The sequence below is a fragment of the Kingella pumchi genome, from assembly GCF_022288825.1.
Taxonomy (GTDB): Bacteria; Pseudomonadota; Gammaproteobacteria; order Burkholderiales; family Neisseriaceae; genus Kingella_D; species Kingella_D pumchi.
The window spans coordinates 36,727-52,692 of the sequence record NZ_JAKOOW010000001.1; the positions used below are offsets into that span (position 1 = coordinate 36,727).

Annotated in this window: 18 protein-coding genes; 12 read left to right on the forward strand and 6 right to left on the reverse strand. The window is 59.3% G+C overall.

What is annotated here, in order from left to right; genetic code table 11:
* The 5 genes from MB824_RS00190 to MB824_RS00210 all read right to left on the reverse strand — a co-directional run.
* A partial coding sequence (locus MB824_RS00190) for a type IV pilus modification PilV family protein (protein WP_238744793.1) occupies positions 1–198 on the reverse strand: 198 nt, incomplete at its 3' end.
* Between the two features lie 70 nt (positions 199–268).
* Entirely contained in the window at positions 269–940 is a 672-nt protein-coding gene (locus MB824_RS00195; protein ID WP_238744795.1) for a GspH/FimT family pseudopilin, read from the reverse strand.
* Positions 941–986: 46 nt separating this feature from the next.
* Positions 987–2,396: a replicative DNA helicase gene (gene dnaB / locus MB824_RS00200; RefSeq protein WP_238744979.1), complete on the reverse strand. Its 1,410-nt coding sequence runs from the start codon at positions 2,394–2,396 to the stop codon at positions 987–989.
* 137 nt (positions 2,397–2,533) lie between these two features.
* Positions 2,534–3,064 (reverse strand): inorganic diphosphatase, encoded by a 531-nt coding sequence (locus tag MB824_RS00205; RefSeq protein ID WP_238744797.1) that lies wholly within the window; start codon positions 3,062–3,064, stop codon positions 2,534–2,536.
* 294 nt (positions 3,065–3,358) lie between these two features.
* Entirely contained in the window at positions 3,359–5,530 is a 2,172-nt protein-coding gene (locus tag MB824_RS00210) for a heavy metal translocating P-type ATPase (protein WP_238744799.1), read from the reverse strand.
* Between the two features lie 78 nt (positions 5,531–5,608).
* Here MB824_RS00210 and MB824_RS00215 point away from each other — a divergent pair, with 78 nt between their 5' ends.
* Complete coding sequence (locus MB824_RS00215) at positions 5,609–6,034, forward strand: Cu(I)-responsive transcriptional regulator (protein ID WP_238744801.1); 426 nt, start codon at positions 5,609–5,611, stop codon at positions 6,032–6,034.
* Between the two features lie 251 nt (positions 6,035–6,285).
* Positions 6,286–7,962, forward strand: coding sequence for an apolipoprotein N-acyltransferase (lnt, locus tag MB824_RS00220; RefSeq protein ID WP_238744803.1), 1,677 nt, complete (start codon positions 6,286–6,288; stop codon positions 7,960–7,962).
* 210 nt (positions 7,963–8,172) lie between these two features.
* Here the strand turns inward: lnt and MB824_RS00225 are convergent, their stop codons facing one another.
* Positions 8,173–8,601, reverse strand: a complete 429-nt coding sequence (locus tag MB824_RS00225; protein WP_238744805.1) for an EamA family transporter — start codon at positions 8,599–8,601, stop codon at positions 8,173–8,175.
* 334 nt (positions 8,602–8,935) lie between these two features.
* Between MB824_RS00225 and ilvC the strand changes: the two genes are divergently transcribed.
* The 10 genes from ilvC (at position 8,936) to MB824_RS00275 (ending at position 15,909) form a co-directional block, all read left to right on the forward strand.
* Positions 8,936–9,949, forward strand: coding sequence for a ketol-acid reductoisomerase (gene ilvC, locus MB824_RS00230; protein WP_238744807.1), 1,014 nt, complete (start codon positions 8,936–8,938; stop codon positions 9,947–9,949).
* A gap of 144 nt (positions 9,950–10,093) precedes the next feature.
* A complete protein-coding gene (locus MB824_RS00235; protein ID WP_238744809.1) occupies positions 10,094–10,522 on the forward strand; it encodes a SirB2 family protein in 429 nt (142 codons plus the stop codon).
* Between the two features lie 129 nt (positions 10,523–10,651).
* Positions 10,652–10,909 (forward strand): cupin domain-containing protein, encoded by a 258-nt coding sequence (locus MB824_RS00240; RefSeq protein ID WP_238744981.1) that lies wholly within the window; start codon positions 10,652–10,654, stop codon positions 10,907–10,909.
* A 27-nt stretch (positions 10,910–10,936) separates the two neighbouring features.
* The gene (locus tag MB824_RS00245) at positions 10,937–11,350 is read left to right on the forward strand and encodes a nuclear transport factor 2 family protein (RefSeq protein ID WP_238744811.1); all 414 of its coding nucleotides are present in this window, start codon (positions 10,937–10,939) and stop codon (positions 11,348–11,350) included.
* 160 nt (positions 11,351–11,510) lie between these two features.
* Positions 11,511–11,957 carry a methyltransferase family protein gene (locus MB824_RS00250; protein WP_238744813.1) on the forward strand — a complete coding sequence of 149 codons (447 nt, stop codon included), beginning with the start codon at positions 11,511–11,513 and terminating at the stop codon, positions 11,955–11,957.
* 108 nt (positions 11,958–12,065) lie between these two features.
* Complete coding sequence (locus tag MB824_RS00255; RefSeq protein ID WP_238744983.1) at positions 12,066–13,583, forward strand: polyamine aminopropyltransferase; 1,518 nt, start codon at positions 12,066–12,068, stop codon at positions 13,581–13,583.
* An 89-nt stretch (positions 13,584–13,672) separates the two neighbouring features.
* Positions 13,673–14,056, forward strand: coding sequence for an aspartate 1-decarboxylase (gene panD / locus MB824_RS00260; protein ID WP_238744815.1), 384 nt, complete (start codon positions 13,673–13,675; stop codon positions 14,054–14,056).
* Between the two features lie 83 nt (positions 14,057–14,139).
* Positions 14,140–14,664 carry a hypothetical protein gene (locus MB824_RS00265; RefSeq protein WP_238744817.1) on the forward strand — a complete coding sequence of 175 codons (525 nt, stop codon included), beginning with the start codon at positions 14,140–14,142 and terminating at the stop codon, positions 14,662–14,664.
* Between the two features lie 59 nt (positions 14,665–14,723).
* On the forward strand, positions 14,724–15,449 hold the full coding sequence (locus MB824_RS00270) for an SDR family oxidoreductase (RefSeq protein WP_238744819.1): 726 nt from the start codon (positions 14,724–14,726) through the stop codon (positions 15,447–15,449).
* Between the two features lie 10 nt (positions 15,450–15,459).
* Positions 15,460–15,909 (forward strand): DUF6636 domain-containing protein, encoded by a 450-nt coding sequence (locus MB824_RS00275; protein ID WP_238744821.1) that lies wholly within the window; start codon positions 15,460–15,462, stop codon positions 15,907–15,909.
* Positions 15,910–15,966: the final 57 nt, after the last annotated feature.

Genomic DNA, 15,966 nt, shown 5'->3' on the forward strand with positions numbered 1-15,966 from the left:
CATTAGGGATTCGGCTGCTTGAGCAACAATGGTTCGGTTCTCTGCTTCTGAGACGCTAGAAACCGATCTCAGTTGCGCCGCCATTAAGGCCAAGATACCGAAAGTAAGCAGAAACACCGATACAATTACTTCTAACAATGTAGATCCACGATTCTTATTTTTTAATCCATTAAGAATATACAAATTATTTTTTCTCATAATGACCACCTGTCTGCGCGCTACGCGCAATTATTAAATCAGCCTGTTTAAATAACTTATCGCTAATCTTTTAATTACAAAGACGTTTGCTACTGGCACCGTTTTTTTCAAAAGTTTCTTTTTGCGAGCTTCCGCACAAAAATACATTCCCGTTGGGACCTACAATAACTCTACGCTCATTGCCTTGGCTACTGGCCTTAGAAACCATAATTTTTAAAAAATCCTTACCGACCAAAATGTTACTCGGATCATCGTTCCTATTTGCTTTGATCCCAAACATACCGCTTGGCATATAAACAAACTCTTTCACATTTACTCGTCCACACTGGGAAGAATTCAAAGGACATGCCTCCATATCCAATACTAAATTTAAATTGCCATTGCCATTAATCGTAACGGTACGGACAACCAAATCATCTCCGCCTGCATCATATTTACCGTTTCTATTCTTATCTGCATAAGCCATCATGCCGCTATTTGCATTGCCATTGGCATCGCACACTCCAGAGTGCCTGCCATCAGAACGGACAGTTACTCCACAAATTAAAACAGGCACGCCCAACCGGATAGATTCGGATTTAGCAAAACGAAATAGGTTGGCAACCTGTTCGGTACGATTCAATGTTTGGCTATTGGCAATAAAACGACTCATGCTCGGCATGGCAATGGCAGCCATAATGCCGAGAATAGCTATCGTAACCAACAGCTCAATTAGGGTAAAACCGTTAATTTTCTTATTCATTCTTATCTACCTGAAATCAATATGCAGAGAAAATAGATTTTAAAATTTAATTGGCATCCTGCCCCAAATCGGGAACATAAGCAGTATTTTCAAATTTAGTGAACTGCCCCAGGAAAGTAAGGAACACCCTGCCTGTAGGACCGTTGCGGTGCTTGCCGATAATACATTCGGCAAGCCCTTTGTATTGGCTTTGCTCCTTGGTGTAATACTCATCGCGGAACATAAACATGATCAAATCAGCATCTTGCTCAATGGCGCCGGACTCGCGCAAATCGGACATCATTGGTCGTTTGTCGGTTCGCTGCTCGACCGAGCGTGAAAGTTGCGACAAGGCAATTACCGGCACCCGCAATTCCTTGGCAAGTGCTTTTAAAGATCGGGAGATTTCTCCTAATTCCGAAGCACGATTATCACTACGTCCTGAACCTGACATCAACTGCAGATAGTCAATCACAATCAAGCCCAAGCTGCCGTTGAATTTCCTTGCCAAGCGGCGGGCGCGGGCGCGTAATTCCAGAGCGGTTAATCCGGGCGTTTCGTCGATATATACCGGCGCATCCGACAATCTTGCGACTGCTTCATTCAAGCGCGCCCAATGCTCGTCTTCCAAATTACCGGTACGCAATACGCTTTGATCCACCCTACCGACCGAACCGAGCATTCTCATAACCAGCTGGGCGGCGCCCATTTCCATTGAGAATACCGCAACCGGCGCTTTGTGGTGAATGGCGACATGCTCGGCAATATTGATGGCAAAAGCCGTTTTACCCATCGACGGTCGACCAGCGACAATAATCAAATCACCATCTTGCAAGCCGGAAGTCATTTTATCCAAATCGGCAAAACCGGTGGCCAAGCCGGTTACTTCTTCAGGATTGTCGCGCTGATAGAGCTTGTCGATGCGTTCGATATTCTCTTTCAGCAGCACCGGCATTTCCAAAAAACCCTGCTTGGATTTTGCCGTGCTTTCAGCAATTTGGAACACCTTGTTTTCCGCCTCGTCCAAAAGCTGCTCGGCTGTGCGGCCTTCGGTATTATAGGCATTCCTAGCAATATCCGTTCCAACTTCCGCCAATTGGCGGATAACGGAGCGCTCGCGCACAATTTCCGCATAACGCTGGATATTGGCAGCGGACGGCGTATTCTGCGCCAAAGTAACCAAATAGTTGAAACCGCCGGACGCTTCCAAATCGTCGTTCCGCTCCAACTCCTCCTGAACGGTAATGATGTCGGCCGGACGGCTGGCATTGATCAGCAGCTCGATTGCCTGAAAAATCAAACGGTGTTCGCGGCGGTAGAAGTCGCCCTCACTGATCAGATCAGCAATCTTGTCCCAAGCGGCATTTTCCAACAGCAGGCCGCCGAGCAGCGACTGCTCCGCTTCAACCGAATGGGGCGGAACATTCAGAGCCTGGACTTCGCCGCCCTCGTCGCCGGATGGCGGCAGGTATTCGATATTTTCCAAACGATACTCGATAAAACTAACGTTTCTCGGCACCTCGCCGATGCTTCAATTTGTTTTTCAGGCTGCCTTAAAGTGATTGCAACACAAAACAGGCAGCCTGAAAACCGGTTTTCAATAAAAATCAGGATTTAGCGCTTTTTCCAGCGTTCTTGGGATTCGCGCACCACCGCTTTGGCTTCTTCAATATCGCCCCAGTGTTCGACTTTGGTGGTGCCGGCCTTTTTCAAATCTTTGTAATGGTTAAAATGGAACTCGATTTGCTTAATCAGCTGCGCAGGCAAATCCTGCAAGGTTTTGATGGCATTGCCGGTATGGCGGTCATCAGCGGGAACCACCACGATTTTGTCGTCCACTTCGCCGTCATCGACAAACTTCATCACGCCGATGATGCGTGCTTCCAAGAAAATGCCGGTGGGCAGCGGGCTGTCGGTGATGATCAGCGCATCCAGTTCGTCGCCGTCTTCGTCCAGTGTTTGCGGGATAAAGCCGTAATTGGTCGGTTTGGCAAACAACTGCGGCTCGACCCGATCCAGCTGCATCACCGCCAGCTTGCGGTTCCATTCGATTTTATGGTTCGAACCCTGCGGGATTTCGACTACTACGTTGATGATGCCGCCGTCCACGTCGCCGGCGTCGAGAATCTGATTGAAGTCTGCCATTTGCTTTAACCTTTGTTTGCGAAAGCGGCGATTATACCCAAAGCCGCCACTCTTGTCCTGCCGCACGGCGGGCTGTTTTTTCCCAGATCAATGTTTTCAAACGAAAAACTGTAAAATCCTTTTGTTAAGACGCAACAAAACCGCACAACCGTTTCCGGCTGCGCGGTATTTTTTGCGTTTTGTGCCGCTGGGATTGGCTTTCAGGCTGCCTTACGGTGTTTTGTTGCATTTAAAGCAGCCTGAAAAGATTTCAGGCTGCTTTTTTTCAGGCTGCCGTTTAACAGACGCGCCGGGTTAACAGACGCGTCGGGCAAAATGCTTCAAGCGCAGCGCATTGCCCAGCACCGTAACCGAGCTGAGCGCCATCGCCGCTCCGGCGATCACCGGACTGAGCAGGCCGAAAGCTGCCAGCGGAATGGCCAACACATTGTAGAAAAAAGCGAAAAACAGATTCTGCCGGATGGTTTTCAGCGTGGCGCGCGCCACCAAGAGCGCATCGGCAAGCTGACCGACCGAGCCGTTCATCAGCAATGCATCGGCGCTGTGTTCGGCGACATCGGTGCCGCCTTTGAGCGCGAAACCGACATCTGCCGCTGCCAGCGCGGGGGCGTCGTTGATGCCGTCGCCGGCCATTGCCACCACCCTGCCCTCCGCCATCAGCTGCCGTACCGCTTCCGCTTTGTCCCGCGGCGACATCGCGCCCTGCGCCGCAGCCAAACCGAGTTCCGTTGCGATTTGCGCCACCGCTGCCGGCCGATCGCCGCTCATCATCCGCACTTCGATGCCGACCGCCTGCAAACGTGCCACCGCCGCCGCGCTGTCCGGCCGCAGGGTATCGGCAAACGCCACCGCACCCAGCGCCTTGCCGTCTGCCGAAACGGCGGCCACGCTGGCAATCTGCCAGATGCCCTCCAGATTTTCAGGCAGCCTGAAACCGCAAAATTCGGATTTGCCCACGCGAACCCGGCCGATACCGGCCACATCCGCCTCCAAGCCGGCACCGGCTTCGCTGTAGGGCGCCGATGCCGGCGGCGGGCTGATGCCGCGCTCGGCTGCGGCGGCCAGCAATGCCTGCGCCAAAGGATGGCGCGAATGCTGTTCGACCGCCAAAGCAGCCTGAAACAACAGCGCCTCGTCCACGCCCTCGGCCAGCCACAGCGCGGCAATTTGCGGCCGGCCGGCGGTCAGCGTGCCGGTTTTATCGAGCACCACGGTATCGACGCGGCCGGCGCGTTCCATCACCGCCGCGTTTTTAAACCACACACCACGCCCGATTGCCGCGCCCATGCCCGCCATAATCGCGGCCGGCGTGGCCAGACCCAGCGCACAGGGGCAGGCCACCACCAGCACCGCCACCGCATGCACCAGCGCAGTAACCGGGCTGCCGCTGAACAGCCAGGTAAGCGCGAAAGTCAGCAGCGCCAGCACCAGCACAACGGGCACGAACACCGCCGCCACTTTATCGGCCAGCCGCGCAATCGGCGCTTTGCTGCCCTGCGCTTCCGACAAAGCACGCATCATATCGCCCAGCAGCGTATCGCCGCCGAGCGCTTCGGCGCGGTATTCGACGCTGCCGGAAAGCAAAGCGCCCGCCAGCACGCGGCTGCCGGCAGTTTTGCGCTGCGGCTCGCTCTCGCCGGTCAGATGGCTCTCGTCCGCCCACGCCTCGCCCGCCAGCACCACGCCGTCGGCAGCGATGCGGCCGCCGTCGGTGCAGCGCAGCACGTCGCCGGCTTTCACGGCAGACAAGGGCTGCAGGTGCCAAGTTCCGTCTGCGGTGCGTACTTCGGTTTCGGCGGGCGTCAGCCGCAACAGCAAACCCAAGCTGTTCAGGCTACCGCGCTTGGTGCGCTCTTCCAGATACTTGCCCAGCGACACAAAAGCCACCACCATCACGCCGGCTTCGAAATACACCGCCTCATGGCCGCCGCCGGCCAGCACCATGCCCAGCGAATACAGGTAAATCGCCGCCGTACCCACCGACACCAACACGTCCATATTCGCCAGCCCGCCGCGCACGCTGGCGCACGCACTGCGGTAAAACGGCAGCGCCAGCCACAACTGAACGGCACTTGCCGCGGCAAGCTGGTACCACAAGGGCGGCATCAGCGCATGGCTGCCCGCCAACATTCCCAGCATACCGACCACAAACGGCAGCGCCAAAACCAGCAGCAGCCACAGCCGCCAATGGCTTTTCAGGCTGCCCGCGCCGGCAGCGGCATCTTCGCCGTTTTCAGGCTGCCCTTCTTGCGGCGGCAGCGCGGTAAAGCCCGCTTTAGCAACCGTCTCGGTCAAGATTGCGGCGTCGGCAATCTCGGCATCGAAGCGGATTTGCGCTTCCTCGCTGGCGAAATTCACCGTTGCCTCATGCACAAAATCTTTTTTGTTCAAAACCTTTTCCAAGCGCGCCGCGCACGCCTGGCAAGTCATACCCTCAATGCGGAAAGTAATGCGCCCTTCGGCCATAATCGTTCTCCTGTCGCTGTCCGTCGCATAATTTCTCAGGCATACTCTAAACCCTAACACCGAGTAAAGGTCAAGCCCATGAACATCAGCCAGGCCGCCCGCGCCACCGGTTTGAGCGCCAAACAAATCCGCGACTACGAAAAAGCCGGCCTGCTGCCGCCGGCCGAACGCGCCGCCAACGGCTACCGCCGCTACGGCAGCGGCGATTTGGCGCGGCTCAACTTTATCCGCCACGCCCGCGAAGTCGGCTTTTCGCTGCCGCAGACTGCCGAACTGCTGGCGCTGAACGACGATAGCGGCCGCAGCAGCCGCGCCGTCAAAGCACTGACCGCCGCGCACATCGCCGAACTCGACGCCCAAATCCGCCGCCTAAACGCCATGCGCGCCACCCTGCAGCGCTGGCACGACGCCTGCCGCGGCGACGAATGCCCGCAATGCAGCATACTCGACGGCCTGCTCGGGCAGCCTGAAAGCAGCGGCGAAACCGAAGCGGCGGCGGATTAAGGCAGTCTGAAACATCCAAAGGCCGTTTGAAAAGCAGCCTGAAAGCCAAAAGCAGCCTGAAAAACCGCGCAGCGTGGCAAAGCCGCCAGTTTCGTCCGTCCTATCCGGCCGCTATCTTGACGCTGCGGCAGCGAGTACCGACAATTCCGCACCGCCCGAACCGAGCCGAATCCTTACAGGCTGCGGGCGCTTTCCCCCATGCCGCACCGGCTGCCTGAAAACACAGGCAGCCTGAAAGACGAATAAGCACCATGACCGACCGACTTTCCGCACTCGAACGCCACTGGCAAAAGCCGTGGCTGTATTTTCTGCTGCTCACCGCGCTGGCCGCCGCCACGCCGCTGGCTTTCGCGCCCTATTACCATTTCTGGCTGATGCCGCTGCTGCTGGCGGTGTTGTTCCGCCTGACCGAGCTCAAGCCGCAGCGGCGCGTTTCTTCGGGCTACTGGTTCGGGCTGGTGGCCTACGGCAGCCAGTTTTGGTGGATACACACGTCGATGCACGACATCGGCGGCATGCCGGAAATCTACGCCGTGCCGCTCACCCTGCTGCTGCCGGCCTTTCTCGCGCTGTATCCGGCCGCAGTATTTTGGCTGCTGGAAAAATACCGTCTGCCGCGCTGGGCGCAAACCGGCATCGTGCTGCCGCTGCTGTGGACGCTGGCGGAATTTGCCCGCGAACGGGTGCTGACCGGCTTCGGCTGGGGCGCGGTCGGCTATTCGCAAATCGCCGATGCCAGCCCGCTGGCCGGTTTCGCACCGGTGGGCGGCATCCATTTGGTGACGCTGGCCACCGTGCTGCTGGCCGGCTGGCTGGTGCTGGCAGTGAACAACTGCATTTTGCGCCAGCGGCTGCTGTTTGCCGCCGCCGCGCTGGCGCTGCTCTCCAGCGGCCATGTGCTGCGCGGCATCGGCTTTACCCGCGGCGAAGGGCAGCCGGTCAGCGTCGGCCTGGTGCAGGGCAATATCGAGCAGCAGTTTAAGTTCGATCCCGACCGCCTGGCGGAAACCTACCGCCGCTACTACGAGCTGGTTTCTTCCAGCCGCGCGCAGATTGTCGTGCTGCCCGAAACCGCCTTTCCGCAGTTTCTCAGCCAGCTCGAACCCGGCCTGATCGAAGTCTTCGCCGAAGCGGCCAAGCGCAACGGCAGCGCGCTGGCGCTGGGCGTGCCGGTGCTGACCGACGACGGCCAAAACTACCTGAACGCCGCCATCAACCTGCAGGACTACGATTCCGAGTATCCCGACCGTTTTCAGCTTTACGCCAAAAACCATCTGGTGCCCTTTGGCGAATACAAGCCGCTGCCGGCGATCAGCGAGCCGGTGTACCGCTTTATCGATATGCCGCTGGGCGACTTCCAGCGCGGCGGCGCGGCGCAGACGCCCTTTGATATGGCCGGTCAGAAAGTCGCCTTCAACATCTGCTACGAAGACGGCTTTGGCGACGAGCTGATCGAATCCGCCCGCCATTCCACCCTGCTGGCCAACATCAGCAACCTGGCCTGGTTCGGCGGCTCCAACGCCATGTGGCAGCAGCTGCAGCAGTCGCAGGCGCGCGCCTTGGAACTCGGCCGCTATATGATCCGCGCCACCAATACCGGCGCCACCGCCATCGTTTCGCCGCAGGGTCAGGTGATCAAACTCAGCCGCCCGCAAACCGCCACCGTGCTCGAAGGCTATGTGCAGGGCATGCACGGCGAAACGCCCTATATGAAAACAGGCGGCTCGCTGCCCCTGATCGGCACCGCCGCCCTGCTGGCGCTGGCGCTGCTGTTTGTCCGCCCGAAAGCGCAGACAAGCGGCAGCCCGGATAAAGCGGATGCGGACAAACCGGCTTCGGATGCAACGGGGGCAAAAGAATCCGAACCGGAAAAACCCGAATCGGAAAAACCCGAATCGGAAAAACCCGAATCGGAAAAACCGCACTAAAACAGTTTTCAGGCTGCCTTAGCTCAAGGCAGCCTGAAACTTTTATCGCCCCCCGATTCCCGCGCCGGCGGAAATTTTCTTGGCGTGCAAACGACGCCTGAAAAACGCTTGCCAATACCGTTGCGCCGTCCGTCAAATCAAACGGGCAGCCTGAAAACGCAAAAACGGCTTTCAGGCTGCCTGAAAGCCGTTGCGCTGCTGTAAAAACCGTCAGCGCTTGATTGCCAGCACCAGCACGCCGGCACCGACCAGCGCGATGCCCAGCCATTCGCGCCCGTCCGGCCGCTCGCCGAGAAAAACAAAGGCAAACAGCGCCACCAGCACCACGCTCATTTTGTCGATCGGCGCCACCTGCGAAGCATTGCCCATCTGCAGCGCCTTGAAATACGCCAGCCACGATGCGCCGGTGGCCAGGCCGGAAAGCACCAGAAACAGCCACTGGCGCCCGCCCACCGCCGTCAGCGGCTGCCATTTGTGGGCGTAGGTCAGAAAAGCCGCCAGCGCCAGCAGGATCACAATGGTGCGGATAAAGGTGGCGAAATCCGAGTCGATGCCCTGCAGCCCGAGTTTGGCAAATACCGCCGTCAGCGCCGCGAATACTGCCGAAGCCAGCGCCCAATATACCCATGCCTGCTGCATGTTTTGCTCCTTTGTCTGTTGAAAGCCGCTATTCTGCCACAAAGCGCGCTTTCTGCCTGCCTAAGCGCGGCGCAAAGCCGCTTTCAGGCTGCCTGAAACGGCAAAATTAGTGTATATTCGCGCCCGTTGCGCCTTTGCCGGATTTGCCGCGCCAGAAGCGCCGCAGCGCAGCCCGCACCCCACCGCAGCCGGGCTGCAGGCCGGATAGACCAGGGCACCGCCGCATCAGGGCGGCGCCGCTACCGGCAAGGCAGGGGCAATGTCTGTTTTATCCGCTTTATCCGCAGTATTTTTTGCGGCAGATGCCGCCGTTTCTACCATATAAGGATTCCCCATGAAAGTGTATTACGACAAAGACGCCGACCTCTCCCTGATCAAAGGCAAAACCGTCGCCATCATCGGCTACGGCTCGCAAGGCCACGCCCACGCCGCCAACCTGAAAGACTCCGGCGTAAACGTGGTGATCGGCCTGCGCCAGGGCGGTTCGTGGAAAAAAGCCGAAGCCGCCGGCTTTGAAGTATTGTCCGTGGCCGATGCCACCAAAAAAGCCGACGTGGTGATGATTCTGCTGCCCGACGAAAACCAGCCCGTGGTTTACAAAAACGAAATCGCGCCCAATCTGAAACAGGGCGCCACTTTGGCTTTCGCCCACGGCTTTAACGTGCACTACAACCAAATCGTGCCGCGCGAAGATTTGGATGTGATTATGGTTGCCCCCAAAGGCCCCGGCCACACCGTACGCAGCGAATTTCTCAAAGGCGGCGGCGTGCCCTCGCTGATTGCCGTGTACCAAGACAAATCCGGCAAAGCCCGCGACATCGCCCTCTCTTACGCCGCAGCCAACGGCGGCACCAAAGGCGGCGTGATTGAAACCAACTTCCGCGAAGAAACCGAAACCGACCTCTTCGGCGAACAGGCCGTATTGTGCGGCGGCGCGGTCGAGCTGGTGAAATGCGGTTTTGAAACCTTGGTCGAAGCCGGCTACGCCCCCGAAATGGCCTACTTCGAGTGCCTGCACGAACTCAAACTCATCGTTGATTTGATGTACGAAGGCGGCATCGCCAACATGAACTACTCGATTTCCAACAACGCCGAATACGGCGAATACGTAACCGGCCCGGAAGTCATCACCGCCGCCACCAAAGAAGCGATGAAAAAAGCGCTCTACCGCATCCAAAGCGGCGAATACGCCAAAATGTTCATCCAGGAAGGCGCGGCCAACTACCCGAGCATGACCGCCCGCCGCCGCTTAAACGCCGATCACCAAATCGAAAAAGTCGGCGCCCAGCTGCGCGGCATGATGCCGTGGATCGCCAAAAACAAACTGGTCGATCAGGAGAAAAACTAATCCCGTCCCGCCCGATCGGCAGTAAAGCGCAAAGGCAGCCTGAAAACTTTTTCAGGCTGCCTTTTTAGCGGCAGATACGGTAAAATCCGCCGCTTTGCGGCCGAGCGCCGCAGCAGACCGCACCAAAAGGAAGGAAAGCAGCCCATGGGCGAACTTGCCGAATTTTATCTGGACACCAAACAACTCCACCACGTCATCATCATCATCAGCCTGACCCTGTTCAACCTGCGCTTCTGGCTGAAAATCTGGCGCCCCGACAAACCGCTCAACGTCTGGCTGCGCTACATCCCCCACATCAACGACACCCTGCTGCTGTTTACCGGCATGATGCTGATGGCGATCACCGCCGCATCGCCCTTCGGCAACGCCCGCTGGCTGGCCTACAAGCTGCTATTGGTGGTGGTGTATGTGGTACTCGGCTTCGTCTGCACCAAAAACCCGCCGCGCAGCCTGAAATCCAATCTCGCCTATATTGCCGCCACCGCCACCGTGCTGGTGATTATCTGGCTGGCCCACTGCAAACTCGCCAACGGCTGCTCGCTGTTTGCCGGCTGGTACTGGCATTGGAAATAACCAAGCCCAAGGCAGCCTGAAAACTTTTCAGGCTGCCTTTTGTCTCGCCTAAAACCCAACCCGACCATGAACCAACGCATCATCACCGCCGCCGATTTCACCGCCGATCGCCCGTGAGGCGCGCTTAACATCGCCGCCTTCGCCGGCAACACCACCGTCCGCCTGCATTGGAGCGACCAGCCCTACCGCTGGCATACCAACGACGGCGAAGAAGTGTTTGCCGTATTGGACGGCGCCGTTGAAATGCGCTGGCGCGAACACGGCAGCGAACACCGCGCCCGCCTGAACGCCGGCGACATCTTCCACGCCAAAAACGGCTGCGAACACGTTGCCCACCCCATCGGCGAAGCGCGGATGCTGGTTATCGAAAAAGCCGGCAGCATCTGAAAGCAGCCTGAAAACGAAAGGAAGCGCATGGAACCCGCCCGCCATATCTACGAACAATGGCACCAAGCCGCCAAAAGCCGCGACACCGCCGCCCTGATTGCCCTTTATGCCGACGATGCCGAGCTGGAATCGCCGCTGGTGCCGGTGATACTCGGGCGCGACAGCGGCGTGCTGCGCGGCCGTGCCGAAATCCTCGCCTTTCTCGAAGAAGGCAGCCGCCGCCGGCCAAACGAGCTGGTGCGCTGGTACCGCGACGGCCGCTATCTGGCCGCCGGCAGGCTGCTGGTATGGGAGTATCCGTGCCAAACGCCCGACGGCAGCCAAGTCGATATTCTCGAACTAATGGAGCTGGACGACGACGGCAAAATCCGCCGCCACCGCATCTACTGGGGCTGGTTCGGCACCCAGATGCTGATTGCCTCGGCTCTCGCCAAAGCGTAAGCCCCGCTTTCAGGCTGCTTTGCCGCCCGACCAGTTTTCCGATACACAACGTAGGGTGCGCCCCGCGCACCATTGGCAGCATCAAACATTTTTCCGGTGCACGGTGTGCACCCTACAGATTGCTTTTCAGGCTGCCTTTTCCCATTCGCTAACAAATACTATGGAACTGAAAATCCCCCCGCCCGTATGGATGCTGGTCGTGGCCGCACTGATGAAAGCCGCCGCCCTGCTGCTGCCCGCCGCCGGTTTTGCCGGTGCCGCTTGGGCGGCCTGGCCGGTGGCGCTGGCCGGCGTGGCGGTGATTGTTGCCGGCGGCATCGCCTTTCACCGCCACGGCACCACCGTCAATCCGCACACTCCAAACAACAGCAGCCGCGTGGTTACCGACGGCATCTACCGCTACAGCCGCAACCCGATGTATCTGGGCATGGCGCTGCTGTTGGTGGCGTGGGCGCTGTGGCTGGGCAATGCCGCCGCCTGGCTCTGCATCGCGCTGTTTGTCGTGTTAATCAACCGCTATCAGATCTGGCCGGAAGAGCGCATTCTCGCTGCCAAATTCGGCGACGACTACCGCAACTACTGCCGCCGCACCCGCCGCTGGCTGTAAAACCGTTTCAGGCTGCCTGACGCCTGTTTTTCCGTCTTTTCCCCGCCCGCAGTTTTTTCAGGCTTCCCTGCTGCAGGCAGCCTGAAAACCGCCCGCACCTTTGCCATGATCAAACCGCACCGCGCCCTGATTGTTTCCGTATTTATCGCCGCCAGCTGCGGCCTCGCCTATGAATTGGTGATGGCGGCGCTGGCCAGCTATCTGCTGGGCGACAGCATCGTGCAGTATTCGCTAGTGATCGGGCTGTATCTGTTTGCGATGGGCATCGGCGCCCATCTGACGCGCTACATCAAAGAAGACGACGCGCTGGCGCGCTTTATCGAAATCGAGCTGCTGGTGGGGCTGTGCGGCGGGCTGTCGGCGCTGTTTTTGTTTGTCGCCTTCGGGCTGGCGGCGGCGCCGTTCCGCACGCTTTTGTATGCGCTGGTGCTGGTGGTGGGCACAGTGGTGGGCATGGAAATCCCGCTGGTGATGCGGGTGCTGAACCGCGACGGCGCCGACTTTAAAGAGCTGGTGTCCAAAGTGCTGACTTTCGACTATCTGGGTGCGCTGGCGGTGTCGCTGCTGTTTCCGCTGCTGCTGGCGCCGCGGCTGGGCATGGCGCGCTCGGCGCTGTTGTTCGGCATTCTCAACGCCGCGGTGGCGCTGCTGACCGCCCGCGTGTTTCGTTCCGTTCTCGGCCGCCGCTATCTGCGCCTGAACCTGCGCGGCTGGCTGGTGCTGTTGGTGCTGGGCGCGTTTTTCGCCGCCGCCGAGCGCATCGCTTCTTTTGCCGAAGAGCAGTATTTCGGCGATCCGGTGGTGTACCGCCGCCACACACCCTACCAGCGGCTGGTGCTGACCAAATGGCAGGACGACATCCGCCTGTATCTCAACGGCAACCTGCAGTTTTCCTCGCGCGACGAAGCCCGCTACCACGAAGCGCTGGTGCTGCCGGCGATGCAGAGCGCGCCGCGCCGCGAACAGGTGCTGATACTCGGCGGCGGCGACGGGCTGGCGGCGCGCGAAGTGCTCAAATATCCCGATGTGCGGCGGGTGGTGCTGGTGGACTTGGATGCCGAGATGACCGAAGTGTTCCGCCGCTCGGCCGAACTCACCCGCCTAAACGGCAATTCGCTCGCCCATCCCAAGCTGCAGATTGTCAATGCCGATGCCGCGCAATGGCTTGAAAGCGCCACCGACAGCTTTGATGTAGCGATTATCGACCTGCCCGACCCTTCCAATTTCGCCCTCGGCAAGCTCTATTCGGTGCCGATGTACCGCATGCTCGCGCGCCGTTTGAATCCCGGCGCGCGGGTGGTCGTCCAGTCCACCTCGCCCTATTTCGCCCCCAATGCCTATTGGTCGGTGGTGGCGACGCTGGAAGCGGCCGGTTTTGCCACCGCGCCCTATCACGCCTATGTGCCTTCCTTCGGCGAATGGGGCTTTGTGCTCGCCGCCCGCGAAGGCAGCCTGAAAGCGCCCGAGCGCTTTGACGTGCCCACCCGCTATCTCACGCCCGCCGAAGCCGCGGCGATGTTCCGCTTCCCGCCCGATATGGCGCGGCGGCCGGTGAAGGCCAACTATCTCAACAACCAGGCACTGGTGGCCTATTTTGCCGAAGACTGGGCGCGCTTTTCGCGCTGAACCGGCTTTCAGGCTGCCTGCAAGCGCGGTCGAAACCGCCGGCCAAATTTAGTACAATGCGCCGTTTTTTCCATCTGAAAGCACACACCATGTTCCGCACCCTGCTCGGCGGCAAGATCCACCGCGCCACCGTTACCGAAGCCAATCTCAACTACGTCGGCAGCGTTACCGTCGATTTGGATCTGTTGGACGCCGCCGGCATTCTCGTTAATGAAAAGGTTCAAATCGTCAATAACAACAACGGCGCGCGGCTGGAAACCTACACCATCGCCGGCCAGCGCGGCAGCGGCACCGTCTGCCTGAACGGCGCCGCCGCACGGCTGGTGCAGCCGGGCGACGTGGTGATTATCATGTCCTACGTGATGCTCTCCGAGCCGGAAACCGCCGCCCACCGCCCGAAAGTGGTGCTGGTGGACGAAGCCAACAAAATCCGCGACATTATCGACTACGAAGCCGCCTATACCGTTTTGTAACGGCTTTCAGGCTGCCTTTGAGCGCATCGCCCAAGCAGTCTGAACGGCAACAACAACCCGACCCGCCCGCTCGGAAAGCCCCCATGCCCAAACTGCCCCGCCCCGCCCTGCTTATCCTAGCCGCCGCCCTTTCGGCCGCCGCCCCAAGCGCTGCCGCCACCGGTTTTTACGCAGGCATCGGCTGCCTGCATACCTACAGCAAAGACGGCACCGACGCCTACCGCTGCGCCATCGAAACCGTCTCGCTCGAGCAGGCCTACTACTATTTCCAAACCGGCTACGTCAGAACCAACGTTCCCGAGAGCGACTACAACCCCGTCTTGCACGGCAACAACTCGTCCGTCCCGCGCGACATCTACCTGCCCGCAAACCTGCCGAAAGCCGACAGCAACAGCAATACCGCCCGCTCCGACGGACAATGCGCCGCTATGCGCCACCGCTACCGCTTCATCCGCCACGGTGCGGACAGCGTCAGCGTCATCAGCAGCACCGAAGGCTGCGGCAGCAGCCGCAGCTTTGAAACCCGCTTCGAAAAACAAGGCAGTCTCGTGCGCATCAGCCACACCGTCAAGCAGCCTGAAAAACAGTCCGCGCCGCCGCCCCGATAAGCGCAAGGCAGCCTGAAAACCCGTTTTGCCGTTTCAAACAAACCATAAAAACCGCATTTATGAATCCCAACCAACACACCGTCCTGATTACCGGCGGCGCAACCGGCATCGGCTTTGCGCTCGCTAAAAAATTCCACGCCGCCGGCAACCGCGTGATTTTGGCCGGGCGGCGCGAAGACGTGCTGCGCCAGGCCGCCGCGCAGCTTTCAGGCTGCCAAACCGCCGTGGCCGACATATCACAGGCCGCCGACCGCGAACGGCTGGTGCGCGATTTTCCCGACGTCAATATCCTGGTAAACAACGCCGGCGTGCAATACACCCAGCCGTTTGCCACCCAAACCGCCGACGACATCGCCCGCGAAATCGACACCAATCTCACCGCGCCCGCCCAGCTTACGCTCGCCTTTTTACCCGTTTTGACCGCCCAGCACGAAGCCGCCGTGGTTAATGTGTCGTCTGGCTTGGCGATTGTGCCCAAGGAGGCCTGCGCCGTGTATTGCGCCACCAAAGCCGCGCTGCACAGCCTGAGCCAAACCCTGCGCTGGCAGCTGGAACACACACCCGTGCGCGTGTTTGAGCTGATGCCGCCGATGGTCGCCACGCCGATGTCGCAAGGCAAGGGGCATGCCCATTTGAAAATTTCGCCCGACGAATTGGCAGACGAATTCTGGCGCGCTTTTTTACGCAACCGCTACCAAATCATGGGCGGCAAAACCAAGCTGCTCTACTGGCTCAACCGCCTGTCCAACACGCTGGCGCAACGCGTGATGCGCAAAGGACTGTGAAAGGACAAACATGAAACGCCAAATCCTGATTCTGGCCGCCGCCCTGGCCACTGCCTGCCCCGCCGCCTATGCGGCGAAAGCCTTTGATGCGCCTGGCGGCGGCATCACCTGCCTGGGCGACGTCGATATCGGCATCCATCCCGACTACGGCGTGTTTTGCACCGTCGCCGGCCGCACCAAATTGGCCCGCTACGAAGACGCTGCCGCGTCCGCTTCCGACACCGCAAACCCGGAATACTGCGAACAGGGCGTGAAATTCATCCTGCGCAAAACAGGCCCCGCCCGCGTTCTCTGCGCCGCCCCCGAACACCCCGACGGCCTGGGCCTGCTTGGTAAAATCAAAGGCGAAACCGTCAGCGGTGACGGCTGGCAGTGCCGCGTGAACCAAAGCGGCATCGTCTGCACCAACCAAAGCGGCCACGGTTTCGACATCAGCCGCGAACGGCAGCGCCTGTTTTAAACCCGCAAAGGCAGCCTGAAAACCGTCTTGTTGTTTTTCAGGCTGCCCCGATGCCCA

Bases quoted from the DNA above. Each gene is read 5' to 3' on its own strand.
- MB824_RS00250 (WP_238744813.1), top strand. From the start codon at position 11,511: ATGGAACTGAAAATCCCCCCGCCCGTATGGATGCTGGTCGTGGCCGCA.
- MB824_RS00245 (WP_238744811.1), top strand. From the start codon at position 10,937: ATGGAACCCGCCCGCCATATCTACGAACAATGGCACCAAGCCGCCAAA.
- MB824_RS00275 (WP_238744821.1), top strand. From the start codon at position 15,460: ATGAAACGCCAAATCCTGATTCTGGCCGCCGCCCTGGCCACTGCCTGC.
- MB824_RS00215 (WP_238744801.1), top strand. From the start codon at position 5,609: ATGAACATCAGCCAGGCCGCCCGCGCCACCGGTTTGAGCGCCAAACAA.
- lnt (WP_238744803.1), top strand. From the start codon at position 6,286: ATGACCGACCGACTTTCCGCACTCGAACGCCACTGGCAAAAGCCGTGG.
- MB824_RS00235 (WP_238744809.1), top strand. From the start codon at position 10,094: ATGGGCGAACTTGCCGAATTTTATCTGGACACCAAACAACTCCACCAC.
- MB824_RS00265 (WP_238744817.1), top strand. From the start codon at position 14,140: ATGCCCAAACTGCCCCGCCCCGCCCTGCTTATCCTAGCCGCCGCCCTT.
- MB824_RS00205 (WP_238744797.1), bottom strand. From the start codon at position 3,064: ATGGCAGACTTCAATCAGATTCTCGACGCCGGCGACGTGGACGGCGGC.
- MB824_RS00270 (WP_238744819.1), top strand. From the start codon at position 14,724: ATGAATCCCAACCAACACACCGTCCTGATTACCGGCGGCGCAACCGGC.
- MB824_RS00195 (WP_238744795.1), bottom strand. From the start codon at position 940: ATGAATAAGAAAATTAACGGTTTTACCCTAATTGAGCTGTTGGTTACG.
- MB824_RS00210 (WP_238744799.1), bottom strand. From the start codon at position 5,530: ATGGCCGAAGGGCGCATTACTTTCCGCATTGAGGGTATGACTTGCCAG.
- ilvC (WP_238744807.1), top strand. From the start codon at position 8,936: ATGAAAGTGTATTACGACAAAGACGCCGACCTCTCCCTGATCAAAGGC.
- panD (WP_238744815.1), top strand. From the start codon at position 13,673: ATGTTCCGCACCCTGCTCGGCGGCAAGATCCACCGCGCCACCGTTACC.
- MB824_RS00225 (WP_238744805.1), bottom strand. From the start codon at position 8,601: ATGCAGCAGGCATGGGTATATTGGGCGCTGGCTTCGGCAGTATTCGCG.